Source organism: Candidatus Pedobacter colombiensis (assembly GCA_029202485.1).
Taxonomy (GTDB): Bacteria; Bacteroidota; Bacteroidia; order Sphingobacteriales; family Sphingobacteriaceae; genus Pedobacter; species Pedobacter colombiensis.
In genome coordinates this window covers 3,341,594-3,355,547 of record CP119313.1, presented here as the reverse complement: position 1 = coordinate 3,355,547, position 13,954 = coordinate 3,341,594, and the positions used below count along the sequence as shown (strand labels likewise).

At 37.3% G+C, this 13,954-nt stretch carries 8 protein-coding genes; 3 read left to right on the top strand and 5 right to left on the bottom strand.

Going from position 1 to position 13,954, the window contains the following annotated elements; translation table 11 throughout:
- Window positions 1-29: 29 nt before the first annotated feature.
- A complete protein-coding gene (locus tag P0Y49_14065; protein ID WEK17924.1) occupies window positions 30-1,457 on the top strand; it encodes a P-loop NTPase fold protein in 1,428 nt (475 codons plus the stop codon).
- Window positions 1,458-1,586: 129 nt separating this feature from the next.
- A complete protein-coding gene (locus P0Y49_14060) occupies window positions 1,587-4,397 on the top strand; it encodes a thiopeptide-type bacteriocin biosynthesis protein (GenBank protein WEK17923.1) in 2,811 nt (936 codons plus the stop codon).
- A 9-nt stretch (window positions 4,398-4,406) separates the two neighbouring features.
- On the opposite strand, the gene P0Y49_14055 is transcribed toward P0Y49_14060, so the two are convergent.
- Complete coding sequence (locus P0Y49_14055; protein WEK17922.1) at window positions 4,407-5,123, bottom strand: LytTR family DNA-binding domain-containing protein; 717 nt, start codon at window positions 5,121-5,123, stop codon at window positions 4,407-4,409.
- Entirely contained in the window at window positions 5,120-6,169 is a 1,050-nt protein-coding gene (locus tag P0Y49_14050) for a hypothetical protein (GenBank protein ID WEK17921.1), read from the bottom strand. Before P0Y49_14050 ends, P0Y49_14055 begins: the two co-directional genes overlap by 4 nt.
- A 1,028-nt stretch (window positions 6,170-7,197) precedes the next feature.
- Here P0Y49_14050 and P0Y49_14045 point away from each other — a divergent pair.
- Window positions 7,198-7,521: a hypothetical protein gene (locus P0Y49_14045; GenBank protein ID WEK17920.1), complete on the top strand. Its 324-nt coding sequence runs from the start codon at window positions 7,198-7,200 to the stop codon at window positions 7,519-7,521.
- 50 nt (window positions 7,522-7,571) lie between these two features.
- On the opposite strand, the gene P0Y49_14040 is transcribed toward P0Y49_14045, so the two are convergent.
- Genes P0Y49_14040 through P0Y49_14030 form a run of 3 tightly spaced genes read right to left on the bottom strand, consistent with a single transcriptional unit; the run spans window position 7,572 to window position 13,922 of the window.
- The gene (locus P0Y49_14040; GenBank protein WEK17919.1) at window positions 7,572-8,903 is read right to left on the bottom strand and encodes a thioredoxin domain-containing protein; all 1,332 of its coding nucleotides are present in this window, start codon (window positions 8,901-8,903) and stop codon (window positions 7,572-7,574) included.
- A 7-nt stretch (window positions 8,904-8,910) separates the two neighbouring features.
- Window positions 8,911-10,305 carry a RagB/SusD family nutrient uptake outer membrane protein gene (locus P0Y49_14035; protein ID WEK17918.1) on the bottom strand — a complete coding sequence of 465 codons (1,395 nt, stop codon included), beginning with the start codon at window positions 10,303-10,305 and terminating at the stop codon, window positions 8,911-8,913.
- 5 nt (window positions 10,306-10,310) lie between these two features.
- A complete protein-coding gene (locus P0Y49_14030; protein ID WEK17917.1) occupies window positions 10,311-13,922 on the bottom strand; it encodes a SusC/RagA family TonB-linked outer membrane protein in 3,612 nt (1,203 codons plus the stop codon).
- Between the last annotated feature and the right edge of the window lie 32 nt (window positions 13,923-13,954).

The window sequence follows — 13,954 nt, the reverse complement described above, 5'->3', positions numbered from 1 at the left end:
TCACTTATGAATTCGCTTAATATTCCATTATGAACAATTTAGATTTGAGCTTAATCAAAGAACTAACTAAAAGTTTTACTGAGCATCTTGAAATAGAAAACAATCAAAGGATTATTCTTTCAGGTAAATTTGGGACTGGAAAATCTACATTCGTAAATAATTTCTTCTCAGATTCTGGGAAGTACAATGCAGTTTATCTTTTTCCTGTAAATTATTCGGTTGGATCCAACGAAGACATTTTTAAGTACATTAAATACGACATTTTACTAGAACTATTTTCGAAGAAGTATCCAATTGAAGTAATTCCTAAACTTGACATTTGGGGGAAATTGGCTTCATTTTTCCATAAAAACTCCACTACCATGGCGGCTAGTTACATTGCTGCTATTCCTGGTGTAGGAAAGGAGATTACATTAGCATCTTCAGTTTTGGCTGCTTGGAATGAAATCGTAATACAGCTGGACAGCTTAAAAAGTAGTAAGGATAATTTACCTCCTAGCGATTTGGAGGCTTTCGAAAAATTTACTGAAACAATAATAAATAAAGAAGGTAGCTTATATGAATTTGGAATTGAGACTATGTTAATTCGAAATATGCTTGAGAAGAAGCAAAAAGATGATAAAAAAGAGAATGTGCTTATCATTGATGATCTTGATCGGATTGATCCAGAACATATCTTTCGAATTTTCAACGTTTTTGGTACACATTTTAATGACCAAAAAAATTACGTTGGAAATAAATTTGGTTTTGATAAGGTTGTAATGATATGCGACATCGACAATGTTAGAAGTTTCTTTCACCACAAATACGGGCATGAGGGAGATTTTAGCGGATATATTGATAAGTTTTATTCACATAATATATTTAGTTATCTTGATTTCGAAGCAATTAATTATTTCTCCAGAAAACTTCTTTCCAGCATTAACGTAATTGATCAAAATGAGAGAAAAACTAACACGCTATTTAATGATGGTTTTGTATTTGAAATTGTAAGAGAGTTGATAATTAATAGAGCGGTCAATCTAAGAAATATTTCAAAGTGGCATGGTAAAACCTATGTGTTTAAGAAATATAGTCATGTTAACGATCACCATTTAAATACAGAAATTTATCCAATTATTAATAAGATGGATTTCTTATGTGAAGTAATAGGCCATAAAGTAGATTTAATTGGTGCAATAAAAAAAATTAATACTAGTAAAATGCTGCTGGATCCAAAGACAATGATGGATTACGCTTTGCCTTTAATTGAAGTATTTACATACGGAAATCCACCAGAACATGATATAATTAGCTTTAAGTTAGATGGTCTAACCTTTGTTTTTAATAGAGGTAAAGAAGATGGGAAAGCTTCATCCTTAACTTATAAAGGCGAAAATATTTTGCAAGTGTACGAAATTGATATGGGAAGCTTCTTGAAAAACTGCCTTATTGAATATCTAATTTACTTAAACTGACAAATAATAGATATGCTTTAAGATTTCACACCTCCATTTGAGTTCTTTACACCAATAAATCACAGTTTCACGAAATTTTTAAATTATTCTTGTTGTCAATCACTATGTTGGTCAAAGTTTAAAACAAATATGGCAAAATTGATTTTACACCCAACACTTATATATAGAGTACCAAGATTCTCTTACATTGAAAAAATAGACAATAATTTGGAAGAATTGAAAAGTATGATTAAAGATTCCTCACCGGACCTTTATACTATGATCGAAAATCTTACTTTAGAAGATTTCCAAGATGCTGACAGAAAAATTCAATTAAGTCTACGCAAATATTTTAACAGGGCTATATTTCGTTCCACGCCTTTTGGCTCGTTTGCTTCAGTTGGGACTGCAAGAATGGAAAATGATCCTGTAGGTAGAATTAAGATTACGAAGCAACAAAAAGTACATTCCTTTACCGATTGGGCGGTCAAGTCTGCCATTGAATATGATCCAGCTAAGTTGTTGAATGCAAATGTGAAATTATTTGCCAATACAAGCTATTATGTGGTACAGAATGAAATTAGGTATTTGCAAATGGGGGAAGATAATTTTGAAATGACAGCCATTGATTTTGATCCCATAATCATTGATATCCTCAAATGTCTAATCGAACCAAAACCATATGACATTCTTGTTAAAGAAATGGATTCAATTCTTCAACAGGATGAGTTAAACGATTACTTGTATGATTTGATTTCAATTCAGCTAATTATTACATCCCAACAACCTAATATCATCGGCCTAGATTTTTTTAATAGGATTGGAAGACAATTTATTAAAGAAGAAAAAGCCTACTTGATTGCCGAAAGAACCACATTAACAGGTTGTTTCAATAAAGAACATTTTAAACAACTTCCAGCCTTAGCTGATATACTCAGTTGCCTCGTTCATCAGGATACAGAAATAGAGTTAGAACAATTTAAGCAAAAATTTTTTCAACGTTTTGAACAAGCAGAGGTGCCAATAATGATGGCCTTAGATCCGGAGATTGGAATTGGATATGGGGAGATGAATTCTGATGTCCATTCCTCTCCGCTCATTCATAAATTAGCCACACAAGTAGGAACATCGAGCCGGTCAAAATCTGACAACGGCTTTAAAGACATCATTGGAAATACTTTACTCGAAAAAGGATTGGATGGAATAATCCAGCTTGAAGAGCTGATGGGGGATATTAAAGAAACGAAACTGCTGCCCAATACCCTAAATGCAGTCTGTAGTTTGAAAGGTAATCAAGTGTATCTTGATTATCTGGGTGGTGTAACAGCAACCTCTTTATTCGGACGGTTTGCTTTTGCAATACCGACGATTAAAAAGTTTTGCAATGAAATCGTTTCAATTGAAACCAACGCCAATCCTGATGTTATCTTTTTTGATATTGGTTACACGAAAGAAGATGACGTTGATAATATTAACCGAAGGCCTTCTATATATAATTTCCAACTTAACCTTCTTAATTATGATACTTCAGAAATGCCTTTATCGCTAACTGACATCTATATCAGTATTCAAAGGAACGAAGTGATACTGCGATCAGCAACATACAATAAAAGGCTTGTTCCCCGTGTTGCTTCAGCCTACAACTACCAGCGATCTGACCTGCCTTTATTCCGTTTTTTAATGGCGATTGAAAGTCAAAGTCTCCAAAGTAATTTACTATTTAGACCAAGTACCCTAATGCCTGGATTACCTCGCTATCCCCGTATTCAATTCCGGAATATCATAGTAAGTCCTGCTAGTTTCAGGATTTCGGCTGAACTGCTTAAAGGGCCTAATGGACTATTGAATAAAGTTACTCATTTACAAAAACACCTTATTGATCATCTTCCATTTGATTTTTATAAAGTGGGTAAAGGAGATCAGAAACTTTGTTTACATACTAAATCCAAAACCGACACAGAAATATTGCTATCTCTATTGGAGAAATCTGGCATACTTTATCTTGAAGAGACAACAATGGATGCAGATTCTTGTATTCGAGACGAAAACGGTGCTCCATATGAGTGTCAACTCATTCTTACGCTTTACCACCAAGAGAAAGTAGTATTACCAGTGATATCTAATAATTCGCATGGAAAAGAAATACGCAACTGGATACCACCTGGTCAAAATTGGCTTTATTTTGAACTATATTGTAGCCCTATTAGATCAGATATCATCCTAACAGAAAAAATAGGGAAATACTTATCTGTTTATAATTCCCGCATCAAGAAATGGTTCTTTATCCGTTACCTTGAGGGAGGAGATCATATTCGTTTACGCATTGAACTTTATGATGCTAATGATGCAAGGGAAATGACCGGAATGCTATCTGGTTTATTACAGGAAGAATTATCTTGTGGAACCATTTCGGATATCAAGCTTTGTACATATAAAAAAGAGGTTCACCGATATTCATCCGCGTTGATTACAGAGGTAGAAAACCACTTTCAACAGGACAGTATTTACATTTTACACATGCTGCAATTTATGTTACCTGACTTGGCAAAATATAAGCTTTGCATGGATATATTTGATACCATTCAATCTAGCCAAGTATTTAAAGACGAATCATTTAAAAACACTTTGGCTAAGGTTTCACAGTCACTCAATATAGAACATAAGATACAGCCGGATGGATTCAAAGAAATCAACAAGCAATACAAGGGTTTACTGATGCAAACATTTCCATCTCTAAGTGAAGGAGCAAATACTTTACATGCAGTATTAAAGGATTCCTTTATTTCAACTCTTGAAAAATGTCCAGTTTTTAGAAGGCCGGAAATGTTTGCTAATTTATTCCATATGCATATTAACAGATTATTCCGCCAGCATCAAAGGACACATGAGCTGCTTATTTATAATTTCGGATTAATGGACTTTAACAGAAAATTCCATCAGGGCAAAGCAAAGGCTAATTAATGGACTAATTCAAAGTGGATTCATTAATCTCAATAGCTCATCTTTATAGGAGCCGCCGATGGGCAACTTTGTTTTGTCCTTAAGTACAATTTCATTGCCTTCTACAGCGACGATATATTTAAGGTGTACTATAAAGCTTTTATGAACTCTGACAAATTCATTGCCTGGCAATATGGGTTCAAAACTCGCCAGGGACTTGAGTACGTTGATTTTACTCTTATCCTCCATATGACAGAAAATCCATTTATTTTTTGCCTCAATATAAACCAAATCCTTCAGTAGAAGCTGCTTGACAGTTCTTGAATCCAGTCTTAGGAAAATATCCTCATGATTGTAGTTTCGAATAGGCTCACTTTTGTTTTTCATTCGCAACGCAACCCTGTTAACTGCCCGGTTAAACAATTCCTGCCTTACAGGTTTCAAAAGGAAATCAACCACATCCACACTAAATGCCTCTAATGCATATTGATCATGGCCTGTGACGAAAATAATGTACGCAAAGTGCTGAATATACTCTGCCAGTTCAATGCCAGTCATCTCTTCCATATTGATATCCGAGAACACAATATCGGCTATCACCTTTCCCGTTCGGATCAGGTTCAGCGCTACAGTTGGATCAGTTTCGAAACCGACCAATTGTAAATCAGGATTTTCGTTAATAAGGCGGGAGAGACCCACAATAACATGCATATCATCATCGATTATAAAACAACGGATTTTTTTCATAGCTCAATTTTTAAATAAACCTCATAATTATCCTTCGAGGGTTTAATATTGAATTCGTAATGACCTTTATAAAAATATTCCATTATAGAGCGAACACCTTTAATGCCCATACCATTTCCATGTATAATACTCCTTTTATTGTAATTAAATGATTCAAAACAGATACAGTTGCGCTGCACTTTGATGCTGAGTATTGCAGGATAAACCGGATCATGAAGCACAGCATAGCGTATCATATTGTCCACTAAGGTGGCTAGTAAAGATGGAGGGATTGACAACACATTGGCATCATCATCTAAAGAGACTTTAAAATCAATAAATATTTTTCTCTCAGAAATTCGTTCATGAAACTCCAAGATGTTTTTAATCTGTTGGATTTCTTCCGTAACAGTTATTTTTTTGATGTTCCTGATGTCTAGCATAGAGAACCTTAATGTATCCGCAAATAGATGAACTGTATACGCCACATGAGGTAATTCAACTTCAGTATGGGATTTTATATAATTCAAACCATTGAACATGTTATGAAAGTTAAGCTGCATAAGAATTAGCGTATTTTCAATCCGTTCCCTTTCAGCTATTGCAGCTAACTTTTCTAATTCGAGTTTTTGCTTTTCATCTCTTAATCTAGTCCTTGTTTTAAAAAAGGATATTATTGAACCAATTCCTACAACATAGCCTAGCCGCCAAAAAGTTATGAGCATTTGTTTTTGTGAGGTTAAATAATTTAAAAAACCAATACTTTCGGACGGAGGATAAGAAATCCAATTTCGCAATATTACATGTGCGATAACTAATGTTGAAAATCGAAAAGCCAACGTAAATGCCTTATCTGGTACAAATAGTAATGGTAATATGAAATAAAAATTTACGTAAAAAGTTAAGACTTCCAAGGCGAAAATCAATAATCCAATTTCAGTCGGAGGCATCCCCCAAATCGTCATCATGAGAATTTGGTAACCAATTATAAATGCTATACCTACAAAATGGACTAAAATTTCCAGCCAATTGTTATTCAACTCGATTAAGAAAGAATCTTTTTTCATTTTCACGAAGTAATATGTAAGGTTCACACCTTTTAATTTGGGTTTCACGAATTAAAATTTGAAAGCGCTTTTTACGGTTCTATTTTTACACTACCAAGGCAATACAGCTAAGGCTATGAATTAAAACCATGATTAAAAAAGGCAAATCGAAACGAATCTCGGCACCAAAAAAATTGTACATTTTTACATCTATTGGCCAAGGAATTGAAAAGGCCAAGTCTGACACAATTGTTACCACAATCTCTTGGGGAAGTACTTGTTGCCATTAAAATTAAGTGCGAGTTCGCTCGCACTTATCAGAAAACATAAGCGCTTTATATGTCTATATAAAACTCAAAGTACAACACATTTCGATAAGAAGATAGCTTTAAGATGAAAAAAATAATTATTTTATCTTTTATATATTTCAACACAACTCGGAAGCTTATTTTAAGAATTAAATAAAGTTCTTTAATCTACCAAAACGTTTAAGAATTATACATGTCAAATTGAAAGTTTTTCCTATTTACAATTAAGATGTGTTGAACTAACCCCGATTGTTATGGGAATGAAATGCAATGCCACGGGCAAGGTTATCTTTCTCACCAAAGAAGAAGCAAAGAACCGCATGTTGTTGTTGAAAATTCGTTTCCACTATTTAAAACATAAAGTACATATCAAACATCGCCTGGGCAACCCCCACCAGAAAAGAGTTTATTACTGCCCACATTGTTTGGGATTTCATTTAACCAGCTGGACTTTTAATTATTTAAAATTCAGTAGACAAAAAAACAAAACATTTATTCAAGTTGGAGCGCTTAGGGCTAATCCGTTAACTATCAATCATGTTTATATACCCATTCTGGATTAAGCCTAACCAGATTTGAGACAATAAGGCTAGTCATAAATCACCGTCTAATGCTGGAAATAAGAAACGGCAATAGGCACACGGATATAAGGTACCAGCACTCGACCGTTCCGTCCGGCATAAGGTTTATGTAAAGGGACATTAGGCTGCATTTCACTTTAACCAACTAAATACACGCCAAATGAAAAAAACAATCTTCATTTTCGCTACTGCCCTTGTAGTATTGGGCTCTGTTTCAGCTAACGCTGGTGACCGTAAAACTACTGATGCATCTAATTCTCCTGCCGAGGTTAAAACTGAAGCTACCGGAACCACCTACTATATTACAGGTGAAACAACTAAAGATGGTCAACCAGCATATACGTTTGACAATCAAGAAAGGCCTTGTGATGGTGAAAGCATGCCTTGTCAGATCACAACTACGTCAGGCACACTTACGTCCCCTGTTTTGCAATCAGTGGTAAACAATCCTTCTTTAGTGCATATCGATTCTTTCCAGGATTAAGTTTAATCAATAGCATGGGTACTGTTGTATCCATGCTATTAATTCCCATTTTAATTAGTTACATCTTTAATTACCAATATTGGGATCATCCTCTCTTCTTTACTCAATACCAAACCCTGTTTCCTAAGTATTTCAATCAGCCCTTTCTTATCATCAGCATCAGTATGTTTAGGCAAGTCTACAAAGACAGTTGTGTTAAGCGCAATCCCTGTTTCATCCACAAATACAATGGACTGCTTTAAATTCTCCAGATAAGATAACCAACTGCTAATCTCTACATAGGGCACATTGTATTTATGAAAAAGGTTAGTATCATACTTAGTATGCTCTTCTGTCAGGGATTTGGGCTTTAATATGTTGTCGGTAATACGCCTGATTACATAAGCAGTCATTCTTTTTAGTTCAATTTTTCCGGCGACTCCTTTTTCAACAGACAAATACCTGTTGAGATCTATTCGCATAAAACTGCGAACACTATCTTTTAAACTTAAGGGAACTGCTATTTCGTAACTATATTGGTTTTTAGCATTCCATTCGTCCACTAGATTTGCGTCTTTAGGATAGTTAAATGAAACAGTATCCGTCACATCTATCTTCATTCTAAAGTTCGGCTTCATGTCAGCATATGCATCTGTAAAAAGTGCTTTTAGTGGAAGGTTTCGGGCGGTATATTTATATAGGTGCAAAGCTGAATCAGTATGAACAAGTGCCCCTGATCCGTATCCTGCATTTTTCCTGAGCATAGCAGAATAAAATAACGGATGCATTGAAGTATCGCCCGTTTGGATCAATCCCTGCTTTTTTACATCATAACCTGAGGATTTGATGTCCCTTTTAACAACCATTTTTACTTTTTTCCCATCGAGGACTTGTTGTACATGTTCTGCTGTGGCATTTTTTCCTGTAGTAGTCGCAATAACAACACCGGAACTGTCAATCCACACTTGGTAAGGCACACTACTGTGTACGAATATTTTGCGCCAGATGGTATCGCCTATCACATTAGGTAAGGATGAAAGCGCCTGAGGTGTTTTGTATAATTTTAAAATGGAGAGTTGCTTCTCAATATTCGCTTTTGTCTCCCAGGGATCTACGAGAATTACCTGAATCTTTCCATCAAATTGCTTTTGCAATTTTTCCATATGTGGCATTAACCTTATACAGCTTGTGCACCAGGTTGCCCAGAAATCTATAATAACCAACTTACCACGGAGTTCCTTCAGAGAAAATGATTTCTTAGGATAATTGACCACATTCTGAAATTCAGGTACATGATCAACCACATCACCAATTCCATAACTCTTGTAGCCTTTGTCTTGGCCATAACATAAGGTGGATAGCAGCACGCCTACTATTGCCACCAGTATTTTTTTATATTTCATCTCCCAGTTATCTTTCGTTTTGAATTAATCCGGTCAATTGAATTTCATTATCAGGTATTGGAAGCACATATAGTTTATCATTTGGTAGCAGTGTATAGTTTGTACCGTTAACCGTTCTGATAAGTGTTTTTTGAAAGGCTATTTCTTTGTTCAGCCTGCGTAGGTCTTCCCACCTTATATTAGCCACAAAGGGCAATTCCTTCCTTCTCTCAGTAAGGACTAAAGCTAGTGCAGCTGTGGCATCGGCGGCAGTTACGGCAGTAAATGTCCCAGTCTTATAACGGTTGACCAGTAAACGGTTGAGGTCGGAAAGTGCTGCATCTTTATTATTAAGCCTGGCAAAACATTCTGCTCTTATCAGGTATAATTCATTTGTTGCCAAGCCGCAAAAATTGTATGCGTTACCGGAATAGGTACCCCTGTATTTAGCGTTCGTGCCGGATAGGACGTAAAAAATGGTCTTTCTTAAATCATTGCTATTATACGATTGATATAATTCAGGTACAACTATTCCCGGACTGGTGCTGCTCACATTGACTGACCTGTATTTATTGCTGGAAGCAAAAAACAGGATTTCAGGATTGTTTTTACCATACACAGGAAAACGGTACGTAGTACCCATGTTGATAACCGAGCTATTATTATAGTCCAGTAATTCCGGATGGATAGCAATGGCATCACCAGCATAATTGGCTGCCTTGGTATAATCACCTGTATGTAAGTACAATTTTGCTGCCAGGGCAAATGCAGCGGCATTTATAGGACGCTGAAGATATGTTTGGGTAGGCGGGAGCAAATTGGTAGCTGCGGATGCGTCGGAGATCATTTGTTCATACAAGGCCTTCAGGGTTGACCGTTGTACAATCTCATTCACATCAGAGGATAACCGGATAGGCAGCCCAAGGTCAGATACAGCCGAACTATTATCGTACTGCTTACAAAAAAGCTGTGCCAAGTTGTAATAAGCAAATGCCCGATGAAATAAAGCCTGGCCTTTTACAGAATTGTAATTGGGCTCATTATCATTGATCTTCTTTAAGCCATCAAGAACGATGTTTGCATTTTCAATAATGGCAAAGAAGTTATTCCAATCTGTTGAATTACCGGCAACCCATATTGTGCGGTTCCAGGTATACAGATTCCTTTCTGCTTCCGGTACCGGTGAAAAGCTTGCATCGGGAATGGAGCTGTTATCGGCACCTGCAAGCCCGGCAGTTGAATATGTATAATTTAGTTTATAGGCATCATCCAGCAAAGCCTGGAAATCATTGGTTGATTCCGGTATCACAGACCCTTTATTGCTTTTTATATCTAGCCAGTCTTTGCCTTTATTACAGCTACAAAATGCCACGGTAGCCATAAAGAAGGCTATAAGAAGAAAGTATGGTATGTTATTTTTCATTTTCTTTAAAAATTAGCATTCAGTCCAAATGACATTGAGAAAGGGTTCGGGTAAATGGCCAAGCCATTGCCTGCCGCTGTAGGGTCAAGCCCTAATTTGTTTTTCCTCCAGATGATCCCCAGGTTATTAGCGTATAGATACAGGCTTACTTTAGATGCCTTTAGCTTCCTGTAAATTTGCTCAGGTAGATCATAGGCCAACTTTACATCCTGTAAACGGATATTATTTCCATTTTCTACCCTTGCTTCCGAATTTTGATAAAAGGAATTTCTGCTACTGTTGGTGGGATAAGACAAGGATGGCACAGAGGTATGCGCTTCATCACCCGGATGCTGCCATCTTGAAGTGTAATCCTGGTTCTGGCCGTATTGTAGAATGTCGGTGTAGTTTATACTTGTGGATGTGCGTTGGAAAACGAAGCCCAGCTGGTAAACAATATTTAAGGACAGACTAAAATTCTGGTATTGAAAATCATTACGGAAGGCTCCATAAACGGTAGGCAATAGTGATCCTTTATAAACTAAACTATCAGGATTGTAATTATTAATGATGGCAAGATAATCTTTACTGATTTTTCCATTCAGGTAACCTTGGGGATCGCCCGTTGCAGGGTCAAGACCTGCCCATTTGTAAGTGAATAAAGCGGATAATGGCTTACCAACCACCTTTCCAGGATCATAAATAGAGGAAGCATTGCGCACCGCATCATACTTGAGTACCTTATCATGAAGGGCAGTCAAAAGCAAGCTTGTATTCCATTTGAAGGCTCCCTTTAAATTTTCACTTTGCAGGGTAAGGTCAATCCCCTGTGTCTTTGTCTTTGCTGTATTGGCAGTATAGGTAGTAAAACCCGTTTGCGGAGCAAGGATCGTTGGCTGGATCAAATCATTTCCATTTTTTTGAAACAGCTCTATGGTTCCTGATATTACATTTCCTTTGGTTGCAAAGTCAAGACCCAAATTTATATTCCTTACTTTTTCCCATCTTAACCTTGGATTTGGTGCAGAAGTGTTGGTGATCGTTTTTGCTCCTGTAGACGAATCATTAAAGTAATAACCGATCAGGTAGGCTGATCCATTTTGGTAGGTATTGCCATTAAAGCCATAAGTTGCCCTTAGCTTTAAATATGGGAGCCATGTAACATCGTAAAAGGCTTCTTTGCCAATATTCCAGCCAAGCCCCGCAGACCAGAGCGGCGTAATACGGTCATTCGTTTTGGCGCCAAAGAGATTTGTCCCATCAGCCCTCGCACTCAGGTTCAGGATATATTTATCAGATAAAGTATATCCGGCGTTGGCATAATAGGATAGATAGCGGTTCAGCGTACCCGTTACCAAAGCATCCGGACTCGGAATTAATGCAGAACCTATTGGGTTTATGGGCAGGTAGTGTGCGTAGTCCAGGTTATTTACGGCAGTTCCAAATTGTTCTTCATAACCGTAAGAATTCCTAATAGAACCTTCCGTTTTAAACTGCCTTATTTCAACGCCCGCAATCGCCGTGATGGAGTGCTGTTTAAAGGTTTGGTTATAGTTTAGCTGCCCCCTTATGTTGTTCACATACCAATCATAATTCCCTAAATCCAATATCCCACCTAAAGGAAAATTATAAACCATTCCTGTACTTGTGCTAGGGACACTAAATTGATTGATGAGGTTTCGGGTATAGTATGTGCTTTGGCTATGATAATTTCTTTGTCGGATCATCTGTCTTTCATTCTGGTAATTTACCTCTGCACTCAACTGCGGCAGGAACTGATATTTAACGCCGAACCGGATCAGGATATCTGAAACCTTAGTACTATTATCTGCCATAGCAATTTCATCCAGAGGCCGGTACTGCCAGTCTAAAAAGCCTTTGGCAACCGCTGAAGCAGTATAACTGTCCCTCAGTCCACGGATAACTGGAAGGGCATTGCCATTTTGGTCTGCAAGACGGGCATAAGGGTAGATATTGCCGTAAGGATATCCGGTACCTGTATAAGATCCAAATCCAAAGTCGTTATTTAAATCTGTCTTATTCTGGCTATAATTGATACCAGCCATGAACTCCAGATTTTTTAGCGGGGAATAGGTGTTCAGCAAGTTGACTGTCGTGCGGCTAAATCCATTTCTTACAAGATTGCTACGGTTGTTGTCGTGACCTACAGAAAATTGGTAAGTCATATTCGGGCTTCCGCCCCTTAGCCCAAGCGAATATTGTTGGTTAATGGCTTTTTGATACACATACTTATTGTAGTCATTCCTAACGTCCGTATTTGCAAGCAGGTCTAACTGTGCCTGTATTGCAGTTTTATCAGCCGGGTTATTTGCGTTCTTAAGTTTCACCATTAACTCTACGCCAGGGGAAACAGTGGGAAAAGATGTATTGTCGTTAATCATAGCATCAAAAAATCCTTTATCATATAAGTACTGCTCCACCTCCATATAGCTTTTGGAATCGAGGTAGTTGCGGCTGCTAAAAAGATCTGGCTTATTGATAATAGTAATATTACTATTAAAGTCAATTTTCATCTTCTGGTTTTTCTGACCTTTCTTTGTTGTAATGACTATGACACCATTACCTGAGCGTGCTCCCCAAATGGAGGCGGCGGCGGCATCTTTTAAAATAGTAACGCTTTGGATGTCGTTCGGATTAATGTTACTGATCTCGCCCTCATAGGGAAAATTGTCTACTACGATGAGCGGTTCCGTGGAAGCATTGAAGGTACTTTTGCCCCTAATAATAATCCCGGTATTTCGGGTTATTGGATTTGTAGCTATAGGGGAAAGGGATGCGAAGGTACCTCTATAAAGACCAGTGGATATACCATCTATGCGATCTAAGATATTTGTACCAACCCTGCGGTTCAATAACTCATTATCAATCTGCACAAAACTCCCCGTTGCCCTTTCTTTCGGTAAACTCTGATAGCCGGTATTGACCACACTAAACTCCTCTAACTGGTTAATGGATTCTTTTAAGATAATGGTAGGGTTAGCATTATTCTTAGCATCCAGCTCTTGTGATTGATAGCCTACAAATGAAAATTGCAAGACTGCATTTTCATCCGCCACCTCTATAGTAAATTTTCCATCCTTATCAGTGAAAGCTGCTTTGGTAGTACCTTTAACCTTAATAGTCACACCAACCAAAGGAATTCCTTTTTCATCCAGGACTTTACCTGTTACAGTCAGCTTCTTTAAAAAGCCCATGATCTTATCCCTAACACTTTCCGGTTTAAGTTTTACTACAATAGTCTTGTCAATGATATCATAGGAGACAGGTTGACCTTCAAAGCACCTGTCCAACACTTCCTTAAAATCGGTTGCCTTAACATGGATACTAACCGGATGGGATTTAACAAGGTGCTTGTCATTATATATTGGTGCATAGCCGGTCTGCTTGCTGATTTCCTGAAGTGCTTTTTCCAATGAGGCATTGGTGAGCGACAAGGTAACCGTCTGGGCATGTGCCGCTGCACAAACATTCATGATCGTAACAGCAAGAAGGAACACGACAAAGTTGATACGCATAATGATCATTCTTTTAATGGCCGGATCAAGGCCAATGAGCCAGGATAACAGGCGCTGTTTTTCTTTGCCATGGTAGTTACCATAGCTTCTAAAAAAATTCATACTTTTGATTGGTTTGGGTTTGTTGATAAACG